We start from the raw sequence: 23,049 nt of genomic DNA on the forward strand, positions 1-23,049 counted from the left end.
ACAATCGCATAGGGCGCGCTAGTCAGCCGATCGTCGTCCCGAACAGTGATCCGATCGCCATCGTTACCCCCATCGCGACGGCGCCCCAAAAGCTGACGCGCAGGACGGCGCGGGAGATGGGCGCTTTGCCCGCCCAGGCGCCGAGCGCGCCGAGAATGGCGAGGAACAGCAGCGAGGCGGCGGACACGATCCACGGCAGCGATGGTCCTGTGACCAGCAGCACGATCGCCAGCGGCAGGGCGGCGCCGACGGTAAAGCTCGCCGCCGACGCCGCTGCCGCCTGAATCGGGCGCGCCGCCAGCTCGCTGGTCAGCCCCAGTTCGTCGCGCAAATGGCTGTCGAGCGCATTGTGTGCGGTCAGCTGCGCCGCGACCTGTTCGGCGAGCGGACGGTCGAGGCCGCGTTGCTGATAGATTTGCGTCAGCTCCTCAAGTTCCAGATCGGGAACGGTGGCAAGCTCGCGCTTCTCCTTGGCAATATCGGCCTTTTCGGCGTCGCCCTGCGAGCTGACCGAAACATATTCGCCCGCTGCCATCGACATCGCTCCGGCGACGAGCCCCGCAGTGCCGGTGACGAGGATCGTCGATGCCGACGCCCCCGCCGCGGCGACCCCGGCGATCAGGCTGGCGGTCGATACGATCCCGTCGTTGGCGCCCAGAATCGCGGCGCGCAGCCAGCCGATGCGGCTGGCGGCATGGGTTTCGCGATGCATGGACGGTCTCCTACCAGAAACGGATGACGCCGAACTGGTCGAACAGCGCTTCGTTGGAAATCAGGGCCAGTTGCTCGATCTGCGCCTGCGCGATCAGCATACGGTCGAACGGGTCGCGGTGCGGGATCGGCAGGGTGCCGGCGAGCCGGGCGTGGTCGGCCGTCAGCGGCAAGGGTTCGAGATTGTCCTTGGCGATTTCGTCCGAGAACTCGAGCGCATGGGCTCGCGCAAAATCGAGTTTTCCAACGCGGTGTTTCTGCGCGATTTCAAAAGCCGAGATGGCCGAGGCATAGATCGGTGCGTCGCGACTTTGCAGCAGGTCTTGTACGCGAGACGGCAACACGTCCGGCGAATAGGTTGCCCACAACAAGCTGTGGGTGTCGAGCAAATAGCCTTCGCTCACAGCTTGTCGTTGGGATCATCGGCGTCGCAATTCCACAACGCCAAGTCTTCTTCGGGCAACGGATCCCAAAAGCCGTCTTCCAAGGGGTCCTTACCGGGCGGAATCAGGTGCGCGAGGCGGCCGAGTTGCCGCTTTGGTTTGACCACATCCTTCACCGGCATCAGCTTGACCACCGGTTCCTTGCCGCGCGCGATCGTCACCTCTTCGCCTGCGAGGACGCGGGCGATCAGGCGCGACAGATTTGTCTTGGCCTCGTGGATGGTCACGATTGTCATACTGGCTAACTTAGCTAAGCCGGTTAGCTAAGTCAATATTGCAGTTGCAGCCCCGGCCGCGTCCAGCGCGTCTTCACCAGCCGCCCCGTCCCCGACAGCGTGATATAGGCATCCTGCCGGTCGGGGCCACCGAACGCGATGTTGGTGGTGAAAATATCGTCGGTCGCGACAAATTCGACCAGTTCGCCTGCGGGCGAGACGACGCTGATCCCGCATTCGCCGATCGTCGCGACGGCGATATTGCCGCTGGCTTCCATCGCAAGGCTGTCGAAGAATTTATAGCCCGCCGGGCGATAGAGCGGGATGCCGGGGCCGCCCGGGCCCGCGGCGTCGTCGACCTTGCCGGGGGCGACGATGTTGAACTGGGTCAGGCGGCAGGTATAGGTTTCGGCGGCGTAAAGCTTGGTTCCGTCGGGCGAGATGCCGATGCCGTTGGGATTGTAACTCGGGAAAATGACTTCCTCGATGAAACTGCCGTCGGCCTTGGCGTAAAAAATGCCGACGATGTCGTGGCAGCGTTTGGCATAATCGACCTTGCCATGGTCGGTGAACCAGAAGCCGCCATGGCCGTCGAACATCAGGTCGTTCGGGCCGCGCAGCGTGACGCCATGATCGCCGCTCTGGTACAGCACCTCGACTTCGCCGGTGGCGATGTCGATCCGCTCGATGCGCCCGCCCGAATAATCGTCGGCGATGCCGTGCGGCGCCAGATAACCGTTCGATTCGACATAGTTGAACCCGCCATTGTTGCAGCAGTACAGCTTGCCGTCGGGGCCGAATGCCAGGCCGTTGGGCCCGCCGCCAGGTTCGGCGATCACGTCTTTCTTTCCGCCCGGCCAACAGCGTGTGATTCGCCCCGGCGCGATTTCGGTAAGGATGACGCTGCCGTCGTCCATGACGACCGGCCCTTCCGGAAAGCGCAATCCGTCGGCGATCAATTCGAACTCGGCCATCCTCGTCTCCCTTGCTTGTCCACATTGGCTGTGCTTTGCGGCCATCATGCCCGTTCGATCGCTCTTCGCCACCAATTTTTACGAGGCCGATGTCGGCACCCCCGACCTGCTCGCCGAGCTGGAAGACAGCATCCGGATGTTTGCCGACGAAGACGGTGCCGGGCGGGCTTGGAGCCGCGACCACCGTTATAAGGGCTATACCAGCTATGCGAGCCTGAACGACCTGCCCGAGCGCGATCCGGCCTTTTACGACCTCAAGAAATTGCTCGACAAAGAGGTCAAGGCCTTTGCCAAGGCGTGCCACTTCGACCTCGCAAAGCCGCTGAAGCTCGACAGCCTGTGGGTCAATGTCCTGAAACCGGGCGGCACGCACAGCGGTCATATTCACCCTCACAGCATCGTGTCGGGCACCTTCTATGTCGCCGTCCCCCCGGGATCGGGGGCGCTCAAGCTGGAGGACCCTCGCCTGCCGATGCTGATGGCGGCGCCGGGGCGCACCGACGATGCGCCCGAGCATCTGCTGCCCTTTGTCTATGCCGAGCCCGCGGCGGGACGGGTGTTCCTGTGGGAAAGCTGGCTCCGCCACGAAGTGATGCCGCATTCGGGCAGGGGCGAGCGGATCAGCATCAGCTTTAACTATCGCTGAGCGCGACTATATGGACGCTATCTGACCAACCCCATTCCCGTTCGTGTCGAGCGAAGTCGAGACACGCCAGCGCAGCGCGAGACGCATCTCGACTTCGCTCGATGCGAACGGAATAGTTAGAAAGTCCCTCATGACCGCGACCTACGACGCCGACCTCCAGCTTTTCATTAACGGCGCCTGGCGGAGCGGTGAAGGGCGGGATGCGCGTCCGGTGTATAACCCCGCGACCGCGGATACGATCGCCGAACTGCCGGTCGCGACCGCTGCCGATCTTGACGAGGCGCTGGCGGCGGCAGTGCGCGGTTGGCCCGTGTGGCGTGCCAAGACCCCCGACGAGCGCGCCGCACTGATGCGCAAGGCGGCGGGCCTGATCCGCGAGCGGGCCGACCATATCGCGACGCTGCTGACGCTCGAACAAGGCAAGCCGATCGCCGAAGCGCGCGGCGAAGTGTTGTCGGCGTCCTCGCTGCTCGAGTATTTCGCCGAGGAGGGCAAGCGCATCGAAGGCCGCGTGGCACAGCGCCCCGCGGGGCAGCGCGCGATGGTGCTGCGCCAGCCGGTCGGGCCGGTCGCGGCGTTCAGTCCGTGGAATTTCCCGGTCAACCTGATGGTCAAGAAAATCGCCCCCGCGCTCGCCGCGGGCTGTGTCGTGATCGCGAAGGCGCCCGAGGAAACCCCCGGCTGCACCAGCGCGATCATGCGTTGCCTAGCCGACGCGGGCATTCCCGGTGACGTCGTTCAGCTGGTTTACGGCAATCCCGACATGATCAGCCGCCATCTCTTGGGCAGCGAGGTGATCCGCAAGGTCAGCTTTACCGGCTCGACCGCAGTCGGCAAGCATCTGATGAAGCTCGCTGCCGATCGGGTGCAGCGGATCACCATGGAACTGGGCGGCCATGCGCCGGTGCTGGTCTTTGACGATTGCGATCTGGAGAGCACGCTCGACCGCGTCGTCATGCAGAAGTTCCGGAACGCGGGACAGGTGTGCGTCTCGCCGACGCGTTTCTATGTGCAGGAAGGGATTTACGACGCCTTTGTCGCGGGGTTCGCCGCGCGTACGAAGAAAGTGAAGATCGGCAGCGGGCTCGACGCCGATACCCAGATGGGACCTTTGGCCAACGCACGCCGTATTCCGGCATTGGAGGCGCTTGTTGCCGACGCCAAGGCGAAGGGCGCGCGCGTGATTGCGGGCGGTGAGGCGACCGGTGACGGCTATTTCTTCCAGCCGACGGCGATCGCCGACGTGCCGGTCGAAGCCGATGCGATGAACAACGAACCCTTTGGGCCGATGGCGCTGATCCGCCCGTTCGCGAGCGAGGGCGAGGCGCTGGAACAGGCGAACCGGCTGCCCTACGGCCTCGCCGCCTTTGCCTTCACCGAGAACGGCCGCCGCATCAACCGCATCGCCGACGGCATCGAAAGCGGGATGGTCGGGATCAACAGCTTCGTCATTTCGGCGAACGACATGCCGTTCGGCGGGATCAAGGAATCGGGCTTCGGCAGCGAGAGCGGGCCGGAGGGGCTGGACGGTTATCTGGTGACCAAGGCGGTGCATATTTATTGAAAGTGACAATCCTCCCTGTCGCGCAGCGATGGGGAGGGGGACCGTCCGCGAAGCGGATGGTGGAGGGGCCGCGACGTCGCGTTATGGCCCCTCCGTCAGCGCTTCGCGCTGCCACCTCCCCATCGCTGCGCGACAGGGAGGATCCTTCTCAATCCCGCTCCAACGCCACAAAATCGCGCCCCATCGGCGCCAGATGCGCGCCGCCGTCGACGAAGATCGTTTGTCCGGTCACCGCTTCGGCGCGCGCCAGATAGACGACTGCGTCGGCAATCTGCCCCGGCGTCGGCAGCGTGCCGAGCGGCATACGCTGCGCCAGCCGTTCGATCTGGCCCGCCGAATAATCGTCGGTCGCCAGAGTTAGCCCCGGCGCGACCGCATTGACCCGCGCCCGGCCCCCGAACGCCACCGCCAGCGTTCGCGTCGCCTGCCACAGCGCGGATTTCGACAGGCTGTAGGCCAGCTGATCGGGGACCGGCTGCGCGACGCGCTGGTCGACGATGTTGACAATCGCCGGGCGCGCGCTGGGGCTGGCGGCGACCAGCGCCTTGGCCAGCATCACCGGGGCGTGGTGATTGATCTGCATCATTTCGGCGAGCGCCGCCGCCGACAGGTCGGTCCATTCGCCCTCGGCAAACAAAGCGGCATTGTTGACCAGCAGATCCGGGGCGCGGCCGAATTTATCGATGACTGCCGGGATCAACGCATCGACCGCCGCCGGATCGGACAGGTCGGCGGCGAAGCGGTGGCTGATCGCGCCGGTTTCGGCCAGCGCGTCGGCGAGCACGGGGTCGGCGTCGCCCGGGCTGCGCTTGTGGATCGCCAGCACATAGCCTTCGCGCGCCAGCCGCGCCGAAATCGCGGCGCCGACGCGGTGGAGCCCGCCCGTGACGAGAGCGAGCTTTTGCGTCATTTGCCCAAAGTCCTACGGCTCCGCCGCATGGTGATCCCGATCGCTTCGCCTTCCTCGGCGATCGCCAGCTTGACGATCTTGACCTCGACCTCTTCGACCTTGTCGTCCTGCAGGAATAGCGTGTCGATGATATGGTCGGCGACGCTTTCGATCAGCACAAAATGCACGTCCTTCGGAATTCCTTCGGTCGCGGCGAATTTCAGGTGCATGTAATTTTTCGACGCGCTCAGCGGCGTCGTCGGGGCATAGTGATCGGCCATCGCCAGCCGGGCACGCACCGCGATGCGCAGCGGCTGCGGCAGGTGGGTTTCTTCGGAATAAATGCCGGTCAGCACCTCGGTGGTGATCCCGTCCACTTCCAGCCACAATGTATCGGTCACAAGATATTCCTGTTCGACGGGACCGTTATTCGGCTTTCCTTCGCCGACCCCGGACCCTAAAGCGCCGCCGCATTAGCGAAAGGGTGCGCGTTGGTCGAGTTACTTCCATTGTCGGACATCGAACCATCGGCGGTCGAGGCGCTGCTCGACGCTGCGTTCGGGACCGACCGGTTTGAACGCACCGCCTATCGCATCCGCAAAGGCATGAATGCGGTGCCCGCGCTCAGCTTTGCCGCCGTCGAGGCCGACGCGCTGATCGGCACGATCCAGTGCTGGCCGGTCGCGCATCGCGCCGCCGATGGCGCGGTCACGCCGCTGGTCATGGTCGGGCCGGTTGCGGTGCGCCCCGACCTTCAGCGCGGCGGGCATGGCCGCGTGCTGATGGCGCATATGCTGGCGGCGGCAGAAACCGCGGCCGACGGCGCGCTGATGATGATCGGCGATCCCGAATATTATGGTCGCTTCTTTGGCTTCACCGTCGATGCGACGGGGGCGTGGGGTTTGCCCGGGCCTTATGAAAAGCGCCGCCTGCTGGCGCGTGCGGTTAACGGGCATATGGTGCCGACAGGTGCGGGGAAGATCGGCCCGCGGCTCTAAACAAGTCGTCATTGCGAGCGTAGCGAAGCAATCCAGAGCGGTTTACGCCCACTCTGGATTGCCGCGTCGCTTCGCTCCTCGCAATGACGACGTTTGATCTTGGCGGGGTTGCGCCCGTCGCTCACACTCCTATGTCGGATGGATGGTCTCCCCCCTGCCTTCGCTTCCCAAAGACTTCGCGCAGCTCTCACTCACCGAGGCGGCCGAACTGCTCGCGGCGCGCAAGCTGCCGCCGGTTGACCAATGGCATCCCGAGCGCAGCGGCGACAGCTTCATGGAAATCCGCGCCGATGGCAGCTGGTATCATGAGGGTGGGCGGATCAACCGGGCCGCGATGGTCAAGCTCTTCTCGACGATCCTGCGCCGCGAAGCCGACGGCACCCATGTGCTCGTCACCCCCGCCGAGCGGCTGAGCATCGCGGTCGAGGACACGCCCTTTCGCGCGGTCGAGATGAAAAGCGAGGGCGCGGGCAAGGACCGCAACCTCGTCTTTCGCCTCGATACCGACGACCTTGTCATGGCCGGACCCGACCACCCGCTCAGCTTTGGCCGCGACCCCGACCAGCCCGACCCGCGGCTGCATGTCCGCGGCGCTGTGGGTAACGGGCTGGAGGCGCGGATCGACCGGGCGCTTTATTATGAGATCGTCGAGATGGCGCTCGCCGACCAAAGCGATCCGCCCGCGATCTGGTCGAACGGCGCACGTTTTCCGTTGGTCGAGTGCTGATGCTTTCCGCCAAGCTGCGCGCCGCGCTCGACAATCTGCTGCCCGATGCGGGCGAGGACGAGGCCTATCTCGGTACGCCGACGCTCCGCGATGCCGCGGTGCTGATCGCCTTTACCGACCGCCCCGACCCCGGCGTCATCCTGACCCAGCGGCCGCAATGGCTGCGCAGCCATGCGGGACAGGTCGCCTTTCCGGGCGGCAAGATCGATCCCGACGACCGCGATGCGGTCGATGCGGCGCTGCGCGAGGCGGAGGAAGAGATCGGCCTGGGGCGCCGCGATGTCATGGTGGCGGGGGTAACCGAACCCTATCGGTCGGGCAGCGGCTATCACATCACCCCGGTTCTGGGGGTCATCCCGCCCGACCTGCCGCTCGACCCCAATCCCGACGAGGTCGAGGACTGTTTCGAAGTGCCGCTCGACATCCTGTTCGATCCCGCCAATTATCGCCGCCAGCAGGCGCATTGGCAGGGGCATGACCGGCATTATTACGACATGGACTGGCAGGGACGGCGGATCTGGGGCGTGACGGCGGGGATCATCGTCAATCTCGCGCGGCGGATGCCCGCAGGGTGGCACCGGTGATCCGGCTGCCCGATGCCGAGTGGCGTTTGCGTCCCGGACTGCGGCGGATCATCGACGCGCTGGGCGCCGATGGCGGTGCGGTGAAGATCGTCGGCGGGGCGGTGCGCGATACGCTGCTGGGTCTGCCCGTCACCGATGTCGATCTGGCAACACCGCTCCGGCCCGACGACGTGATGCGGCGGCTGGAAGGCGCCGGGATCAAGGTCATCCCGACGGGCATCGCGCATGGTACGGTGACCGCGGTCGCCAGCGGCGACCGGCACGAGATCACGACGCTGCGCCGCGACGTCGAAACCGACGGCCGCCGCGCGACCGTCGCCTTTGCTGATGAATGGCGCGACGACGCCGCGCGGCGCGATTTCACGATCAACGCGCTCTACGCTGATCCCGCGACCGGCGCGATCGACGATTATTTCGGCGGGCTCGACGATCTGCAGGCGGGATGCGTGCGCTTTATCGGCGACGCGGCCACGCGGATCGCCGAGGATCATCTGCGCATCCTGCGCTTCTATCGCTTTGCGGCGCGCTTTGGCCGCGGCGAGCTGGAACCCGCAAGCCACGCCGCCGTGGTTGCGGCGCGCCAGTCGCTCAAAAGCCTGTCGCGCGAACGGATCGCCGATGAACTGGGCAAGATATTGGCCTTGCCCGACCCGCGCGCGATCGTCGGCCAGATGGCCGCGGACGGCATATTTGCGGTGCTGCTGCCCGAACTCGATCCGGATTTTGCTCGCACGCTCGACCGGTTGTGTGCGAGCGAGGTGGCCGCCGGGGTGCCGGCGGTCGGCCATCGCCGTCTTGCCGCGCTGCTTCCCGCCGACGCGGCGATGGCCGAGCAGGTGTCGAGCCGCCTGCGCCTGTCGACGCGGCAGCGCAAATATCTGGCCGCCGTCGCGGCGCATCGCGGCGATGTCGCGCGGCCGATCCGGCAACTGGCGCATGCCATCGGGATCGATGCCGCGCGCGACGTCCACCTGATTGGGGGTGACGCGTCAGCGGTAAAGGATCTGGCGGGATGGGCCGTGCCGCGGCTACCGCTGAAGGGCGGCGACATCGTTGCCCGCGGAATCGCAGCGGGTCCGGACGTCGCGCGGATTTTGAAGGCGGTCGAGGCGGCCTGGGTCGCCGAAGATTTTCCCGGCGCGGTCCGGGTCGCCGAACTGGTCGATCAGAAAATCGGACGCAGCAGCGACTGACGCCAGAAATCGAGCGCGGCGGGTCCATCGAGCGGGCGCGCGAACAGATAGCCCTGCCCGAAATCGCAACCGAGCGCGGACAGCAACCGCGCTTGATCGGCGGTCTCGACACCTTCGGCGGTGGTCCGCATCCCCAGCACTTCGGCCAGGCTCTGGATCGTGCGGACGATTGCCACCTTGTCGCGGTCGTCGACCATATGTTCGACAAAGCTGCGGTCGATCTTGAGCACGTCGATCGGCAGCCGCTGCAGATAGGCAAGGTTCGAATAGCCGGTGCCGAAATCGTCCATCGCGACGCGGGCGTCGAGCGCCTTCAACTCGCTGAGCACCGACAGCGCCAGATCGGGGTCGCCGATGATCGCGCTTTCGGTCAGCTCGATCATCAACCGCTCGCCACCGATCTTGTGTTTGTCGAGCGCCTGGCGAACCACCCCCGCGACATCGTCGCGCAGCAACTGGATCGCCGATACGTTGACCGAAAAATAACAGTCGACCGTCTTGCCGCCATTCTGCCGGTCCCAGTCGGCGAGCACCGCCGCCGCCTTGCCGATCGCCCATTGGCCAAGCGGGACGATCAGTCCGGAATCCTCGGCAATCGGGATAAACTCGCTGGGCGAAATCGGTAGGCCGTCCTGCTTGTCCCAGCGCGCGAGCGCCTCGAACCCCGCGACCTTGCCCGTGGCAAGTTCGACCAGCGGCTGGAAGGCGAGGTGGAGCCGGTCCTCCTCGATCGCGTTGCGCAATTCGGTTTCGAGGCCGAAGCGGTTGTCCGACAGCATTGCCGATTCGGGTTCGTAAATTTCGATGCGATCGGTTTGTTTGGCGCGCTTGAGCGCAATTTGCGCATGGCGGATCTGGTCGGCGATATCGCTGTCCGCGGCCGACTGGATCGCACAGCCGAGCGCGCAATCGACGCTGACCTTCAGTTCGCCGATGCGGAACGGATGATCGAAGCAGCCGCGAATACGCCGCGCCATTTCACGCACGTCGGCACGACCGCCCGCGACGCGGGTCGAAATCGCAAACTCGTCGCCGCCAGTGCGCGCCAAAATGTCGCCGCTGCGCAGCGAAGACTTCAATCGCCGTGCCACGGTGATGATCAATTCATCGCCCGCCATCGGCCCGATATGTTCGTTGATCCGGCTAAACCGCGCGAGATCGAGCAGCAGAATCGCATGGTCGGTCCCGGCGCCAATGGCGATGCCGCGATGTTCGACCATTTCCTCGAAACCGGCGCGGTTGGGCAGGCCGGTCAGGCTGTCCGACACCAGTTCGCGGCGCAAATTGCGCTCGGTCATCATCTCCTGCGTGCGGTCGATCAGCGTCAGCAGGAACAGGCTTTCGTCGCCCGATTCGGTGGGCAGTGGTCCGATCGACCCGCGCAGGTCGCGCGCCGCGACGCCGTCGCCGAGCTGGCAGGAAAATTCCTGGGTATCCTCGGGGTTCTGCGCCGCACATTCGATCGCACGCAGCAGCGCGATGGGGGCGTCGGCGCCAGCGGGCGACAACCCCAGCCGGTCGAATGCGACATTGCTGGCGTGCAGGCGAAAATTGCCGCGCGCGAGGGGACGGATCAGCGCCGCCGGTACCGGGAGGGCGTCGATCCAGCCGACGAACAACAAGGGCCGGTCTTCGCCGGTTCTATCGATAGGCATAACAGCGGGTTTTGTGCGACCTTTCCCCATTGGCCATGGCGTAACGGGGTGGGAGTAAAGAAGCTATTTACGGCAACATGAAAATGCGGTCAGCCGAACCGATTGTTGCGCGGGAATCCGGTTGGCGGCATCCGGCCCGCAGCGCCGCGCGCGACGCGCCAGGGCGCGAGATCATTTTCGGTGCGCGTGCGCCCGCTGTCGCCGCCCATCGCCCAGCTCAACCCATCGGCAAAGGCGAAGCTGACCGCATCCGACAGGCCGCCGTCGCGATAGCGTTGCAGCATCACGCCCTGGCCGCGCGCCATCACCGGGACTTCGGCAAGCGGAAAGACGACGAGCTTGCGGTTCTCACCGACCACCGCGACGCTGTCGTCGCCCGGCGCTATCGGCCGCACGACGGCCAGCGCGGCCTTGGGCTTCAGGTTGACGACATTGCGCCCCTTGCGCGTCTCGGCCACGACCTCGGCCATTTGCGCGATAAAGCCGTGGCCGCTCGTCGAGGCGAGCAGCAAGCGGCCTTCGGCGCTCGCCGGGATCATTGCGACGATGCGCGCCTCCGGATCGATATCTACCATCAGCCGCAGTGGTTCGCCAAAGCCGCGTCCGCCCGGCAGCTTGTCGGCGCCGATGGTGAAGAAGCGCCCGTCGCTCGCCGCGATCAGCAGCTTGTCGGTGGTCTGCGCGTGCGCGGCGAAGAGCAGCTCGTCGCCTTCCTTGAATTTGAACTCGCCCCACTGGTCGGGCGCGACATGGCCGCGCTGCGCGCGGATCCAGCCGCGCTTCGACAGGATGACCGTGACTGGTTCTTTCTCGATCATCGCGTCGAGCGGAATCTCGCGCGCCGGGGCGGCTTCGGAAATCGTCGTGCGCCGCGCGCCCAGCAGCGTTTCGAGCCCGTAAACTGCGCGCAATTTTTCCAGATCCTTGCGTAGCCGCGTCTTCTGCCGCGCCGGACTGTCGACCAGTTTCGCCAGCTCTTCGCGCTCGGCGGTCAGATCGGCCTGCTCGCGCTTCAGCTCCATTTCCTCGAGCTTGCGCAAGGACCGCAGCCGCATGTTCAGGATTGCCTCGGCCTGCCGGTCGGTCAGGATGAATTCTTCGATCATCACCGGCTTGGGCTCGTCCTCGGTGCGGATGATTTCGATGATCCGGTCGAGGTTGAGGAAGGCGATGATGTAACCCGCGACCAGCTCCAACCGGTCGTCGATCTTGTTGATCCGGTGCTGGGCGCGGCGGACCAGCACGACGATCTGGTGCTGGAGCCATTCGGTGAGCAATTGGTGCAGCCCCATCACCTTCGGCGTCCGCGTCGCGTCGAGGACGTTGAGGTTGAGCGCGAAACGGCTTTCGAGGTCGGTCAGCCGGTACAGGCTTTCCTTCAGCACCTCTGGGTCGACATTGCGGCTCTTGGGCTCGAGGATAATGCGCAGATCCTCGGCGCTCTCGTCACGGACATCTTCCAGGATCGGCAATTTCTTGTCGGCGATCAGCTGCGCAATCTGTTCGATCAGCTTGCCCTTGGCGACCCCATAGGGGATCTCGCTGATGACAAGCTGCCAGGTGCCGCCGGGCAGTTTTTCGATCCCGCTGTCTTCCCACGCGCCGTCGGTACCCTTGCCGGTCGAAAACCGCGCGCGGACGCGGAACCCGCCGCGGCCGGTGGCATAGGCGTGGGCAATCGTTTCGGCGCTATCGACGACGATGCCGCCGGTCGGGAAATCGGGGCCTTTGACATGCTCGAGCAGCTCGGCCAGCTCGGCCTGCGGATTTTCGATCAGCAGCAGCGCGGCGCCAATCACCTCGGCGGCGTTGTGCGGCGGGATGTTCGTCGCCATGCCCACCGCGATCCCGCTCGCGCCATTGGCGAGCAGGTTCGGGAAGAGGCCCGGCATGATCTCCGGCTCCTCGTCCTCGCCATTATAGGTCGGCCTGAAATCGACCGTGCCCTCGTCGAGCCCCTGCATCAGGTCGATCGCGACGCGGGTCAGCCGCGCCTCGGTATAACGATAGGCGGCGGCGTTATCGCCGTCGATATTGCCGAAATTGCCCTGGCCGTCGACCAGCGGGTAACGCAGCGAAAAATCCTGCGCGAGGCGGACCATCGCGTCATACACCGCCGTGTCGCCGTGCGGATGGAATTTGCCGATCACGTCACCGACGACGCGCGCCGATTTCTTGTAACCCTGCGACGGGTCAAGCCGCATCGCGCGCATCGCCCACAAGAGGCGGCGGTGGACCGGCTTCAATCCGTCGCGCAAATCGGGCAGCGAGCGGGCAGTGATCGTCGACAGCGCGTAAACCAGATAGCGTTCGGACAGCGCGCTGCCGAACGGCGTGTCGGTCATGCCGGGAACGGGGTCTGGATTGTCGGGATCGTCGGTGGTGGTCGCCATGGTCGCGGCGCGATAGCAAGGCTAACGCATCAAGGCAAAGGGCGATCGGGGCCGTGAGTGCTGCTTCGCGCCGAGGTCGCCGCGATGCAGCCTTTTCATGCCGTCCGTTCCCGCATCAGAGCGACTATTTCAACCGGCCGGCGACGCGCGTCATCAAATCCATTCGTTCATGCAGAATTGCCACGATCAGCGCGGCGGCATTTTCGCGCGGCAGGCAGAAAATATAATGATGCTGACAATGAACCGCCCGCAATCCGGGATGGATCTCGCTCAAATCCTTCCCGGCCTGCTTGCCATCGACGATTTTCTCGATGCAGCGGGTCAGTTTCGCGACATAGTTTCAGGTTTGATCGTCGCCCCATTCGGCGCGGGTGTAGCGAATAATCGCTCGAAGGTCGGTCTCCGCTTCCGGAAGCAGGACATAGCCAGGCGTCAAGCGTCGCGGTCCGTCGCCAACTCCTCCGCCACAATCTCGTCGATGCTTTTGCCCGAAACGTCGCCCGCCAGTCCGTTGGCAATGCGTTGCTGCAACAAGGTTTTCAGCTCTTGCCACGCCTCGATATCGCTAGTTGCGGAAGGAAACAGGCGTTCCAGCGCATATTGCCGGATCGTCTTGCCTTGCAACGCAGCCATCGCTTTCAAATTCTGGTGCTGCTGGTCCGAAATATCGATCGTCAGGCGGCTCATATCAAAACTCCAGACATCAGGCTTTACACATTACCACAAATGTGGGTTTGTGCATAGTGCCGGTGCTGCCGTGTGGGGCGGTCAGTCCGCGTAAGCCTTCACCAGGTCGAACATATAGTCGCGTCCGACATACACCGATTTGACCTCCATCCGTTCGTTCAGCCCGTGCGCGCCGTTGCCGTCCGGGTCCCACCACATGCCGGGAATGCCATAGGTTGGGATGCCGATCGCGCCCAGGAAGGTCGCGTCGGTATAGCCATTGGCCATCGACGGAATGACCTTCAGCCCGGGCCAATATTTGGCGACCAGCTTTTCCATCGGGCCGATGATCTTGGGATCGAGTGGCGGCGCGGGCGGGGCAGGGCGTTTGGGCGGCAGCTGCGTGATGGTAACGCCGGGGTCGCCGATCACGCGCGCCAGCTCGTCGCGGATCGATTCGATGCTGTGCCCCGGAAAGATGCGGCAGTTGATGTTCGCCCCGGCGCGCTGTGGCAGCGCGTTGGCGGCGTGGCCGCCGTCGAGCAGGGTCGCGACGCAGGTCGTGCGCAAATTGCTGTGCAGGAACGGGTCCTTGTTGACGATCGCCTCGGCGTCCTTGTCGGCGAGGTTCTTTGCCAGCGCGACCATCGCGGCGCCGGTGGCATCGGCGCGCAAGGCGCCCGCCTCGGCAAAATAGCGCCGCGTCGTATCGGTCATTTCGGCGGGGAAGCGATGTTCCTCGATCTTCGTCACCGCGCGCGCGAGCTGGTAAATCGCATTGTCGGGGACCGGCGCCGAACTATGACCGCCGGGATTGCGCGTTTCGAGGCGGAAATTGGCAAAGGTCTTTTCGCCGACCTGCACCGACTGGCCGATCACCTTGCCTTTGCCGTCGCTGTCGCCGCCGCCGCCTTCGTTCAGCGCAAATTCGGCGTCGATCAGGTCGCGCTTGTTCGCGGCGAGCCATTCGATGCCGTTGAACGCGCCATTGGTTTCCTCGCCGCAGGTCAGCGCCATCTTGACCGTGCGTTTGGGCTTGTAGCCCCCCTGTTGAAAACGGATCAGCGTGTCGACCCACACCGCCGCCTGCGATTTGATGTCGGCGGTGCCGCGGCCGTAAAAATAGCCATTTTCCTCGACCATGATGAACGGGTCGCGCTCCCAATCCTCGCGCTTCGCCTCGACGACGTCGATATGCGCGATCAGCAGGATCGGTTTTGCGGTCTTCGAGGTGCCGGGATAGACCGCGACCAAGCCGCCCTCCTTGGGCTTTTCGGGGATCGCAAACAGCGTCAGCTGGCTTTCCGGAATGCCCGCCGCCCGCAACCGCGTCGCCATGCGTTCGGCGGCCAGCGTGCAACTTCCCGACGACAGCGTCGTGTTGGTTTCGACCAGTTCCTTGTAAATCTCGCGAAACGCCAGCTGGTCGGGGCGCGCTGTCGGATCGGCGGCGAGCGCGGGCGTGGTGACCGCCAGCGTGGACAGCAGCAGCGAAGCCAGCATTTTCATAGAATGTCTCTCCCCGTTTCGCCTTGCGAAGGGAGCAGAAAGCGCCGCGGGCCGCAACCCGTCATCGCGCCCTCTTGCGAAGCCTGGATCTTTCGCGCAAGCCGTGCGCCGGGTAGAGGAGAGTGCGTGACCGCCATCATCGATGAACCGCCGGGTCCGGTGGCACGCTTTGTGCGACGCGTGCTGCTGGCGCTGTACCGGCTGCGCGGCTGGAAGGCCGTCGGCGTCGTTCCCGAACCGCGGCGCTTCATCCTGATCGCGGCGCCGCACACCAGCAACTGGGACTTCGTCAATTTCCTTGGGCTGACCGCCGATCTGAAAATCCGTCCGCATTTCATGGCAAAACTGTCGCTGTTCCGCTGGCCGCTCGGTGGCTTCATCCGCCAGATGGGCGGCGTAGCGGTCGACCGGCGCGGCGGCGGCAATGTCGTGCAGCAGATGGTCGACGAATTTGCGCGCCGCGCCGAATTCATGCTCACCGTCGCGCCCGAGGGGACGCGCGGCAAAACCCGGAAATGGCGCACCGGCTTTTACCAGATCGCCATGGCGGCGAAGGTGCCGATGGTGGTCGGCATGATGGATTATGGGACCAAGACCGGCGGGCTGGGCCCGCTGATCTGGCCGAGCGGCGATTTTCGCGCTGACATGCTGAAGGTGCTCGAGGTGTATCGCACCTGCATCCCCAAAATTCCCGAGCGCGCGGTGCGCTCGATCGACGATATTGTCGGCGACGACGACCCCGAAATGGAGATGCGTGCATGACCGACCTGCTGACATTGCTGGCGATCAATTTTGCAGGGTTGCTTGGGGTGATCCTGATTCTGTGGGCGATTTCGGTCGCGATCCGCGACGTGTCGTTCATCGACGCCTTCTGGGCGTTCGGCATGGTGCTGCTGGCATGGGGCGCGGCATGGCAGGCGGGGTTTGATGCGCTCCATGCCAAATTGCTGCTCGGGCTCACCAGCCTGTGGGGACTGCGGCTGGCGATCCACCTGATGCTGCGTTGGGTGGGGCATGGCGAGGATCCGCGCTATGTCAAAATCCTGTCGCGGACGATGGAAACGAAAAAGTGGAGCTGGGCCAAGACGGCGCTGCTCACCGTGTTCCTGACCCAGGCGCCCTTGCTGTTCATCACCTGCCTCCCCGCGCAGATCGGCATCTGGGCGAGCGGCGGCGCGGCGGCGGACGGCGTTGGCATCCTCGCGATTGTCGGCGTAGTCGCGGCGCTGATCGGCATCGCGTTCGAGACGATCGGCGATGCGCAGCTCGATGCGTTCCGCAAAAATCCCGCGAACAAGGGGCAGGTGCTCGACACCGGGCTGTGGCGTTACACCCGCCATCCCAATTATTTCGGCGACGCGCTGACCTGGTGGGGGCTGTGGCTGATCGCCGCCGACATCGGGCCGTGGGTCGCGCTGGCCAGCGTGATCGGGCCGATGTTCCTGACCTTCACCCTGACCAAATGGTCGGGCAAGGCGCTGCTCGAAAAGGGGCTGCACAAGACGCGGCCCGACTATGCCGCCTATGTCGCGCGCACCTCCGGTTTCATTCCATGGCCACCAAAGACCAAGGTCTAGGCGGCGCGGCGCTGGCCGCCGACGCCAGTGCCCTTGGCGACGCCCCGCGCATCCGCGCAATCCTGACCGAAGCCGCGCGCGCGGGCCGCGCGGTCAGCTATTCCGAACTGCTCGGCGACCTGGGCTTCCGCTTCACGCGGCCCAAGATGCGCGCGCTGTGCAAGACCTTGGCCGAGGTCGACCGGCTGTGCGCGCTGGACGGCGAACCCGACCTCGCGGTGCTGGTGGTGCGCGAAAGCGACCGGCTGCCGGGGCAGGGCTGGTGGGTCGGCGGCACGGCGCTCCTGCTCGGTTACGACGGCCCGTGGGAGGGGGCCGCGGCGGCGCAGTTTATCCGCGGGCAGCAACAGGAGGTGTTTGATTATTGGGAGGGGCGGTAGGCGCGGCGTCTGTCCCCGATAAAGCTCTGCGCGGCGAGCCAGCTCGACAACAGTGCGAAATATTCGGGCGAATCGGGCCGTTCGGTGCCGTCGTGCTTGGGGTCGAGCGATGCCTTGAGGTCCGCCGACATTACCATCGCATGATCGGCGCCCGCGATCACATGCACGTCCATCCTGGGCATTTGCGCAGCGATGGCTTTCAGGCGCTCCGCGGACTCGGCGACCGGTACGACTGCGTCATCGGCGCCAAAAAGGACGAGGATCGGCACCGTGACGGCCTTGAGATTGACCAGCGGATCGTTTTCGATTTCCTTGCGCCACCCCGACACTTCGCGGTCGCGGACGGTTTCACCCATGTAGAGATATTTGAACCACGGCTTGGTCTTGATCCCGTCGAGCTTTGCCTGCGCGTCGGCGCGCATCACCGTGCCGCGCATATAATTATCGACCGCCTTGCGCGCCGCGACCATCTGGTCGATGTCGCCCTGCGAATAACCATTGGCCTTCAAATGGTTGGTCGAGGAAAAGATCATCTGAAGGTCGGCGGTGACGACCGGAGCCGACACCGCGATGACAAAGGCGATGTCGGGGCTTCGCGATGCAGCCAGCGGCGAAATCCAGCCGCCCTGGCTCAATCCCCACGTCCCGATACGCCGCGCATCGATGCGCGGATCGGTTTTCAGATGCTGGACCGCAGCGATCGCGTCGTCGGCGAGGATCGCGAAATCGCCGCCGGCCGTTACCGTACCGGATCCGCCCGATCCCCGCCGATCATAGGTAAAGACCGCGATACCGAGCGCCGGCAGGACGGTTTTCAGATGATCGTAGAGCGAGGCTGTCTGCAACGGCGACGATGCGCTGTGGGTGACGACAACCGCGGACACCGGGTTGCTGGCGCCGGGCATATGGAGCGTTCCCGAAAGCTCGACATCGCCGTTCTTGAACGTGCGATCCTCCACCAGCACCTGGGTCGTCGCGGGCGCGCTCCATGGCAGTTTGGGCTGCATCTCGGTTGCTGCGGCAGGCTGAAACGCTGCCAGAGCCGAAACAAGAACGAATAAACCTGCGGCTTTGTGCATCAATGGACTCCCGGGGAAAGTTGGTCCGAGGCTATAACAAGCGTCAACCACCAGTCAAAATTTTCGGAGCGTCGACCGGGATTGCTATCGCACCGCCCCCGATCTGATTCAGGGCCCTCGGCCGCGGATTTCGCCGGAACGACGAAGGGGGCGGGCCGATGCGGCTCGCCTATTTCTTCAGCCCAATCTCTCTAAGCCGCTCCTGCAAATATTCATCCGCCATAATCGACGTCGGGTACAGGTTCGGATGCGCATCATCGATGCAGCTTTCCAGCGTCACGATCGGATAGTCCGAGCGGAAGTGCAGGAAAAACGGCATCGAATAACGCGCCACGCTCGCACGGCCCGCGTCGGGGTTGCGGACGCGGTGGGTGGTCGAGGGGAGCTTGTTGTTGGTCAGACGTTGCAGCATGTCGCCGACATTGACCGCCATCGCGCCCGGCGGCGGGCTGACCGGGAGCCAGCTGCCGTCCTTGTCGAGGATTTCGAGGCCGGCTTCTTCAGCGCCCAAGAGCAGCGTGATCGTGTTGATATCCTCATGCGCCTCGGCGCGAATGCCCTTGGCGGGCGCCTCGACGGGGGGATAGTGGAGCAGGCGCATCACGCTGTTGCCGTCGAGCACCGTGTCGTCGAAGAAATCGGGCGCGAGGCCAAGGTAGCGGGCGATGCCCGACAGCAATTGGCCGCCGACGCGGTCGAATTCGGCGAATAATTTGTCGTAGACCGCGCGAAACCCTTCGACCTCGGCGGGCCAGACATTGTTCGGCTGCTGCGCGGCGAGGCGGTGGCCGGCGGGCAGGTCGCGGCCGACGTGCCAGAATTCCTTGAGGTCGACTTCCTTGGCGCCCTTGGCGATCTCGGTCCCGAACGGGGTGTAGCCGCGCGCGCCGCCGCCGCCGGGGATGTGATAGGCGCGCTTGGTGTCTTCGGGCAGCGCGAAGAAATCCTTCGCCTTCGCCCAGGCGTCGTCGATCAGCGCGGGGTCGATGCCATGATCGGTGATCATCGCAAAGCCGAAGCGTTCGAACGACGCGCCGAAGTCTGCGGCGAATTTCTCGGCGGGCAACGACATGGAAATGACGGGAACGGCGGCGGTCATGCTGTAATGTCCATTATGCTGGTGCTGTGGCGCGCCATGGCGAAGGGCCACCGGCGCATCTTTGACATGAACCGGATTTAGGCGCTGCTGCGCCGCAGCGAAAGGAAAAAAGGCGCCTTCCGCCGCGCCTGCGGCTCGGCTAAGCCGCTCACCATGAGCAAGCAATATTGGCTGATGAAATCCGAACCCGACGCCTATCCATGGGAGCAGCTGGTGCGCGAAGGCACAGGCATCTGGGACGGGGTGCGCAATCACACTGCGAAGCTGAACCTGAAAGCGATGCAAGTCGGCGACGAGGCGCTGTTTTACCACAGCAATATCGGCAAGGAATGTGTGGGGATCATGCGGATCACCGAAACCGCCTTTCCCGATCCGACCGCCGAGGAAGGGTCGCCCTGGGTCGTGGTGCGCGTCGAACCGGTGCGGGCACTCACGCATCCGGTGACGCTGGCGGCGATCAAGGCCGATCCGAAACTCGTCGATATGGACCTGATCCGCCAGTCGCGGCTGTCGGTCGGGCGCGTGACGGCCGCCGAATGGAAGCATATTTTGAACAAGTCGGAGACGGTGGAGGGCTGACACCCGAATCCTCCCTGTGGCGAAGCCATGGGGAGGTGGCAGCGCGAAGCGCTGATGGAGGGGCCATGGCGCTAGGGTGTCGCCCCTCCCCCATTCGCTGCGCGAACGGTCCCCCTCCCCATGGCTTCGCCACAGGGAGGATTTTTACTTCTGACGCAACTTGACCTGCAAATGCTTCGCCACCGACGGGTGCAGCGGGTGGACGAACTCGCAGCCATAGTTGTTGCCGTCGGCGCGGCGCACAATGGCTTCCAGCGGTTGCAGGCCGGGCAGGTTCACCCAGATATGCTTGCCGATCTGCGGCCGGAAAAAAGTGACCATGCGGAACCCGGTCGACGACAGGTCGAACAGCTCGACATCAAAAGGGTTCAGCCCAGGCTCGCGATAACGGGCATGCCCCTTGACCGGCGCCCGTTCGGCGCGGCGCCCGGTGACGGCGGGCCGCTTGGTTTCGATGATGCGATTTCCCAACACTGTCGTGGTCCCAGCTTTCTTATCTTCGTGCGCCCTTTCTACCGTGTCGCTGGTTACCTCGAAGTGAAGAAACGTGGTGAATTTTGCCTACATCGGCGGGGTGTTGCCGACTGTCATCAACTGGCTCGGAAACGGGGTCGCAAGCGCCACTGCATCGCGCCATTCGCCGCTCAGCCAGACGGCGTGTTGATCGGGGTGCAGGATCACCGGCATCGCGTGCGGCTGGTGGCGGCTGACGAGGCGGTTGGGGTCGGTGGCCAGCATCGCAAAACAGGGCCAATCCTCGCCTTGGCGGTGGATTCCGGCAAAAGCGAAGATCGGCAGCGACGGCACTGAAAACCAGTGCTGGCGCCGCGCACCGTCGGGCCCCGACCACGCGGCGAAGGCGGTGGCGGGGATCAGGCAGCGCAGTTCGGCGTGGCGCAATGTGCCGATCCAGAACGGGCTTTGCAGGTTGCGGACGTGGGTGACCGGCCGGTCGCCGCGCGGCGGGGGCGGCACGCCCCACAGCTTCGGGCGCAGGAAACGGCGCGCGCCGCCGCGGCCGTCGCTGACGATCACCGGTGCGGGGCGGCCGGGTGCGACATAATCGCCCGTCCACGGGTCGTCGCCCGCCTCGGCAGCAAACGTCTCGGCGATCGCGGCGGCGGGGGCGTCGAGACGGTAAAGGCTTGTCATCGCGGGGGGTTCAGTCGGTCCCGCGCACCCGTCCGCGCCCGGCTTTGACGCTGCTGCGCGCCTTTTTGCTGTCAACCCGGCGCGCTTTGGCGGCCTTGCTCGGCTTGGTCTTGATCCGGCGCTCGGGGCGCACCAGCGCGGCATCAATCAGCGCCGACAGGCGCTCGCGCGCATCGGCGCGGTTGCCTTCCTGGGTTCGGTACCGCCGTGCCAGGATGATCAGCTCGCCATCGATGGTCATCCGGCTACCTGCCAGCGTTTTCAAGCGCTTATAGGCCTCGGGATCGAGCCCCAGCGCATAAACATTGACGCGCAACTGGCACGCGGTCGCGACCTTGTTGACATTCTGCCCGCCCGGACCGGTGCCGGCGAGAAACTTCTCCGAAATCGCGCTTTCCGGAATGTCAGCCACGCGTTGGTTCGGCCCCCTCCGGCGCGGCAAAGCCCAATGCGATGAAGCTGTCGGGGAAGGGCGCTTCGGCGATTATTGACGGCTTGACGTCACGTTTTACCACCAGCCGCTCGGCGTGGAGCAAAGTGCGGGTTTTGGTGCCGCCGCGCCCGTAAACCGGATCGCCGACAAGCGCGAAGCCGAGCCCCTCCAGCGCGTGGACGCGGATCTGATGGGTGCGGCCTGTTTCGGGGCGGAAGCGCAGCAAACTGCGGCCATCGACCACCGCCAGCTTCTCCCAATGCGAAATCGACGGCTTGCCTTTCGGGTCGCCGACCATGCGCCAGCCCTCCTCGGCGGTCGAAACCTTGCTGAGCGGCAGGTCGATCGTGCCGCTGTCCGCCTCGGGGACGCCATCGACGATCGCCAGATATTGTTTCTCGACCTCGCGGTTCTCGAATGCGCGGGTGAAACGGCCATGCGCCTTGGGGTTGCGCGCCAGCAGCAGGCAGCCCGATGTGTCGCGGTCGAGCCGGTGGACCGCGAGCGGCCAGCGTTTGAAACCGAACTTCAGCAGATCGAGATGGTTTTCGAGGCTCAAGCTGCCGTCGCGCGGCGCATCGACCGGCAGCCCGGCGGGCTTGTCGATAACAAGAGCCTCGCCATCGAGGAACAGGACGCGATCTGAAAGAAGCATGGCGCGCTATAGGCGGAGCCGGGGGCAGCCGAAAGCGGAAAGGTTGGCAGGAAGGCAGATGAGATTTGGTTTCGGGGTGGGGAACTGCCGAACGAATAGCGTCACGCCCTCCCCTTCAGGGGAGGGCCTATATGTCCGCAATCGGTTGTTAGCCGACGATCACGAGCAGATCCTCCCCACGGCTGCGCCATAGGGAGGATTGCGATTCAGGCGGCCTGCTTCAATTCTTCGATCGCCGCGGTTGCGCGGCTCACCGCTTCGCCGTCCATCATCTGCTGACCGGCCTCGATGATCGAGACGTCGGTGATGCCGACGAAGCCCAGGACGTGGCGGAGATAGCCCGTCGCGAAATCATAGTCGCTACCGACGGGTACCCCGCCTGACGCGACGACCAGATAGGCCTTTTTGCCCTTCAGCAATCCTTCGGGACCACTCTCGGTATAGCGGAAGGTGCGGCGGGCGCGGGCGATCAGGTCGATCCACGCTTTCAGCGCGGCGGGGATGGCGAAATTGTAAACCGGGACGCCGATGACGATCGTGCTCGCCGCTTCCAGTTCGGCGATCAGTTCGTCCGACGCGGCAAGCGCGTCCTTCTGCGCGTCGCTGCGCTCGGCCTCGTCGGTGAAATTGGCGCCGACCCAGGCTTCGGTCAGCAACGCGGGCGGCGTCACGCTCAGGTCGCGCTGCGTCACCGCGGCGCCATAGCCCTGCTCGACCAGGCGGGTCACCAGCCGGTCGGTCAGTTGGCGGGTCGTCGAACCCGCGCTGCGGGCCGAGCTGTCGATGCGAAGAATGTGGGACATGAAAAACTCCTTGTTCTTGAGGGGAGGGGGTGGGGCGCCGCGCCGGGAGGGGGAGGGGAAGCGCGGCGGGCCAAAGTCACGTCGAGCCGCCCCACTTCGCCATAGGCGACGCGCATCCCGCCCCC

28 protein-coding genes are annotated in these 23,049 nt (G+C 64.9%); 10 read left to right on the top strand and 18 right to left on the bottom strand.

Features of this window, described 5'->3' with window-relative positions; translation table 11 throughout:
• Positions 1–22: 22 nt before the first annotated feature.
• Genes IR187_RS08660 through IR187_RS08675 form a run of 4 tightly spaced genes read right to left on the bottom strand, consistent with a single transcriptional unit; the run spans position 23 to position 2,343 of the window.
• On the bottom strand, positions 23–712 hold the full coding sequence (locus IR187_RS08660; protein WP_194954208.1) for a VIT1/CCC1 transporter family protein: 690 nt from the start codon (positions 710–712) through the stop codon (positions 23–25).
• Between the two features lie 10 nt (positions 713–722).
• Positions 723–1,100: a type II toxin-antitoxin system VapC family toxin gene (locus IR187_RS08665; protein ID WP_194954209.1), complete on the bottom strand. Its 378-nt coding sequence runs from the start codon at positions 1,098–1,100 to the stop codon at positions 723–725.
• 11 nt (positions 1,101–1,111) lie between these two features.
• On the bottom strand, positions 1,112–1,390 hold the full coding sequence (locus tag IR187_RS08670; RefSeq protein ID WP_194954210.1) for a type II toxin-antitoxin system Phd/YefM family antitoxin: 279 nt from the start codon (positions 1,388–1,390) through the stop codon (positions 1,112–1,114).
• A gap of 32 nt (positions 1,391–1,422) precedes the next feature.
• Complete coding sequence (locus IR187_RS08675) at positions 1,423–2,343, bottom strand: SMP-30/gluconolactonase/LRE family protein (RefSeq protein WP_194954211.1); 921 nt, start codon at positions 2,341–2,343, stop codon at positions 1,423–1,425.
• A 46-nt stretch (positions 2,344–2,389) separates the two neighbouring features.
• Here IR187_RS08675 and IR187_RS08680 point away from each other — a divergent pair, with 46 nt between their 5' ends.
• Both IR187_RS08680 and IR187_RS08685 read left to right on the top strand, forming a co-directional pair.
• Positions 2,390–2,989 (top strand): TIGR02466 family protein, encoded by a 600-nt coding sequence (locus tag IR187_RS08680; protein WP_194954212.1) that lies wholly within the window; start codon positions 2,390–2,392, stop codon positions 2,987–2,989.
• A gap of 130 nt (positions 2,990–3,119) precedes the next feature.
• Complete coding sequence (locus tag IR187_RS08685; RefSeq protein ID WP_194954213.1) at positions 3,120–4,553, top strand: NAD-dependent succinate-semialdehyde dehydrogenase; 1,434 nt, start codon at positions 3,120–3,122, stop codon at positions 4,551–4,553.
• 148 nt (positions 4,554–4,701) lie between these two features.
• Here the strand turns inward: IR187_RS08685 and IR187_RS08690 are convergent, their stop codons facing one another.
• Both IR187_RS08690 and IR187_RS08695 read right to left on the bottom strand, forming a co-directional pair.
• A complete protein-coding gene (locus tag IR187_RS08690) occupies positions 4,702–5,463 on the bottom strand; it encodes an SDR family oxidoreductase (RefSeq protein ID WP_194954214.1) in 762 nt (253 codons plus the stop codon).
• On the bottom strand, positions 5,460–5,843 hold the full coding sequence (locus tag IR187_RS08695) for a dihydroneopterin aldolase (RefSeq protein ID WP_194954215.1): 384 nt from the start codon (positions 5,841–5,843) through the stop codon (positions 5,460–5,462). Before IR187_RS08695 ends, IR187_RS08690 begins: the two co-directional genes overlap by 4 nt.
• A 90-nt stretch (positions 5,844–5,933) precedes the next feature.
• Here IR187_RS08695 and IR187_RS08700 point away from each other — a divergent pair, with 90 nt between their 5' ends.
• The 4 genes from IR187_RS08700 (at position 5,934) to IR187_RS08715 (ending at position 8,944) form a co-directional block, all read left to right on the top strand.
• Positions 5,934–6,440 carry a GNAT family N-acetyltransferase gene (locus IR187_RS08700; RefSeq protein WP_194954216.1) on the top strand — a complete coding sequence of 169 codons (507 nt, stop codon included), beginning with the start codon at positions 5,934–5,936 and terminating at the stop codon, positions 6,438–6,440.
• Between the two features lie 142 nt (positions 6,441–6,582).
• Positions 6,583–7,167 (top strand): DUF1285 domain-containing protein, encoded by a 585-nt coding sequence (locus tag IR187_RS08705; protein WP_194954217.1) that lies wholly within the window; start codon positions 6,583–6,585, stop codon positions 7,165–7,167.
• On the top strand, positions 7,167–7,751 hold the full coding sequence (locus IR187_RS08710; RefSeq protein WP_194954240.1) for a CoA pyrophosphatase: 585 nt from the start codon (positions 7,167–7,169) through the stop codon (positions 7,749–7,751). The genes IR187_RS08705 and IR187_RS08710 overlap by 1 nt, the downstream gene beginning before the upstream one ends.
• Positions 7,748–8,944: a CCA tRNA nucleotidyltransferase gene (locus IR187_RS08715; protein WP_194954241.1), complete on the top strand. Its 1,197-nt coding sequence runs from the start codon at positions 7,748–7,750 to the stop codon at positions 8,942–8,944. Before IR187_RS08710 ends, IR187_RS08715 begins: the two co-directional genes overlap by 4 nt.
• Here the strand turns inward: IR187_RS08715 and IR187_RS08720 are convergent.
• The 5 genes from IR187_RS08720 to IR187_RS08740 all read right to left on the bottom strand — a co-directional run bounded on the left by IR187_RS08720 (position 8,917) and on the right by IR187_RS08740 (position 15,167).
• A complete protein-coding gene (locus IR187_RS08720; protein ID WP_228765657.1) occupies positions 8,917–10,599 on the bottom strand; it encodes a putative bifunctional diguanylate cyclase/phosphodiesterase in 1,683 nt (560 codons plus the stop codon). The two genes, IR187_RS08715 and IR187_RS08720, sit on opposite strands and share 28 nt — an antisense overlap.
• An 89-nt stretch (positions 10,600–10,688) precedes the next feature.
• Positions 10,689–12,992, bottom strand: a complete 2,304-nt coding sequence (gene parC / locus IR187_RS08725) for a DNA topoisomerase IV subunit A (RefSeq protein ID WP_194954219.1) — start codon at positions 12,990–12,992, stop codon at positions 10,689–10,691.
• A gap of 124 nt (positions 12,993–13,116) precedes the next feature.
• Entirely contained in the window at positions 13,117–13,317 is a 201-nt protein-coding gene (locus IR187_RS16755; RefSeq protein WP_228765665.1) for a type II toxin-antitoxin system RelE/ParE family toxin, read from the bottom strand.
• Positions 13,318–13,424: 107 nt separating this feature from the next.
• Positions 13,425–13,679 carry an antitoxin gene (locus tag IR187_RS08735; RefSeq protein WP_194954220.1) on the bottom strand — a complete coding sequence of 85 codons (255 nt, stop codon included), beginning with the start codon at positions 13,677–13,679 and terminating at the stop codon, positions 13,425–13,427.
• 81 nt (positions 13,680–13,760) lie between these two features.
• Positions 13,761–15,167: a M20/M25/M40 family metallo-hydrolase gene (locus tag IR187_RS08740; RefSeq protein ID WP_194954221.1), complete on the bottom strand. Its 1,407-nt coding sequence runs from the start codon at positions 15,165–15,167 to the stop codon at positions 13,761–13,763.
• 126 nt (positions 15,168–15,293) lie between these two features.
• Between IR187_RS08740 and IR187_RS08745 the strand changes: the two genes are divergently transcribed.
• Genes IR187_RS08745 through IR187_RS08755 form a run of 3 tightly spaced genes read left to right on the top strand, consistent with a single transcriptional unit; the run spans position 15,294 to position 17,124 of the window.
• Complete coding sequence (locus IR187_RS08745; protein WP_194954222.1) at positions 15,294–15,929, top strand: lysophospholipid acyltransferase family protein; 636 nt, start codon at positions 15,294–15,296, stop codon at positions 15,927–15,929.
• Positions 15,926–16,744, top strand: a complete 819-nt coding sequence (locus IR187_RS08750; protein ID WP_194954223.1) for a DUF1295 domain-containing protein — start codon at positions 15,926–15,928, stop codon at positions 16,742–16,744. The genes IR187_RS08745 and IR187_RS08750 overlap by 4 nt, the downstream gene beginning before the upstream one ends.
• Positions 16,720–17,124, top strand: coding sequence for a ribose-phosphate pyrophosphokinase (locus tag IR187_RS08755; protein ID WP_194954224.1), 405 nt, complete (start codon positions 16,720–16,722; stop codon positions 17,122–17,124). The genes IR187_RS08750 and IR187_RS08755 overlap by 25 nt, the downstream gene beginning before the upstream one ends.
• On the opposite strand, the gene IR187_RS08760 is transcribed toward IR187_RS08755, so the two are convergent.
• Positions 17,106–18,203, bottom strand: a complete 1,098-nt coding sequence (locus IR187_RS08760) for an alpha/beta hydrolase family protein (RefSeq protein WP_194954225.1) — start codon at positions 18,201–18,203, stop codon at positions 17,106–17,108. The genes IR187_RS08755 and IR187_RS08760 overlap by 19 nt on opposite strands.
• A gap of 169 nt (positions 18,204–18,372) precedes the next feature.
• The gene (locus IR187_RS08765) at positions 18,373–19,302 is read right to left on the bottom strand and encodes an isopenicillin N synthase family dioxygenase (RefSeq protein WP_194954226.1); all 930 of its coding nucleotides are present in this window, start codon (positions 19,300–19,302) and stop codon (positions 18,373–18,375) included.
• A 153-nt stretch (positions 19,303–19,455) separates the two neighbouring features.
• Here IR187_RS08765 and IR187_RS08770 point away from each other — a divergent pair, with 153 nt between their 5' ends.
• Positions 19,456–19,881 carry an EVE domain-containing protein gene (locus tag IR187_RS08770; RefSeq protein ID WP_194954227.1) on the top strand — a complete coding sequence of 142 codons (426 nt, stop codon included), beginning with the start codon at positions 19,456–19,458 and terminating at the stop codon, positions 19,879–19,881.
• Positions 19,882–20,025: 144 nt separating this feature from the next.
• On the opposite strand, the gene IR187_RS08775 is transcribed toward IR187_RS08770, so the two are convergent.
• The 5 genes from IR187_RS08775 to IR187_RS08795 all read right to left on the bottom strand — a co-directional run bounded on the left by IR187_RS08775 (position 20,026) and on the right by IR187_RS08795 (position 22,924).
• On the bottom strand, positions 20,026–20,355 hold the full coding sequence (locus IR187_RS08775; RefSeq protein ID WP_194954228.1) for a PilZ domain-containing protein: 330 nt from the start codon (positions 20,353–20,355) through the stop codon (positions 20,026–20,028).
• Positions 20,356–20,442: 87 nt separating this feature from the next.
• The gene (locus IR187_RS08780) at positions 20,443–21,033 is read right to left on the bottom strand and encodes an SOS response-associated peptidase family protein (protein ID WP_194954229.1); all 591 of its coding nucleotides are present in this window, start codon (positions 21,031–21,033) and stop codon (positions 20,443–20,445) included.
• 10 nt (positions 21,034–21,043) lie between these two features.
• Complete coding sequence (arfB, locus tag IR187_RS08785; protein ID WP_194954230.1) at positions 21,044–21,445, bottom strand: alternative ribosome rescue aminoacyl-tRNA hydrolase ArfB; 402 nt, start codon at positions 21,443–21,445, stop codon at positions 21,044–21,046.
• A complete protein-coding gene (locus IR187_RS08790; RefSeq protein ID WP_194954231.1) occupies positions 21,438–22,121 on the bottom strand; it encodes an RluA family pseudouridine synthase in 684 nt (227 codons plus the stop codon). The genes arfB and IR187_RS08790 overlap by 8 nt, the downstream gene beginning before the upstream one ends.
• Positions 22,122–22,327: 206 nt before the next feature.
• On the bottom strand, positions 22,328–22,924 hold the full coding sequence (locus tag IR187_RS08795) for an FMN-dependent NADH-azoreductase (protein ID WP_194954232.1): 597 nt from the start codon (positions 22,922–22,924) through the stop codon (positions 22,328–22,330).
• Positions 22,925–23,049: the final 125 nt, after the last annotated feature.

Source organism: Sphingopyxis solisilvae, assembly GCF_015475875.1.
GTDB classification, from domain to species: Bacteria; Pseudomonadota; Alphaproteobacteria; order Sphingomonadales; family Sphingomonadaceae; genus Sphingopyxis; species Sphingopyxis solisilvae.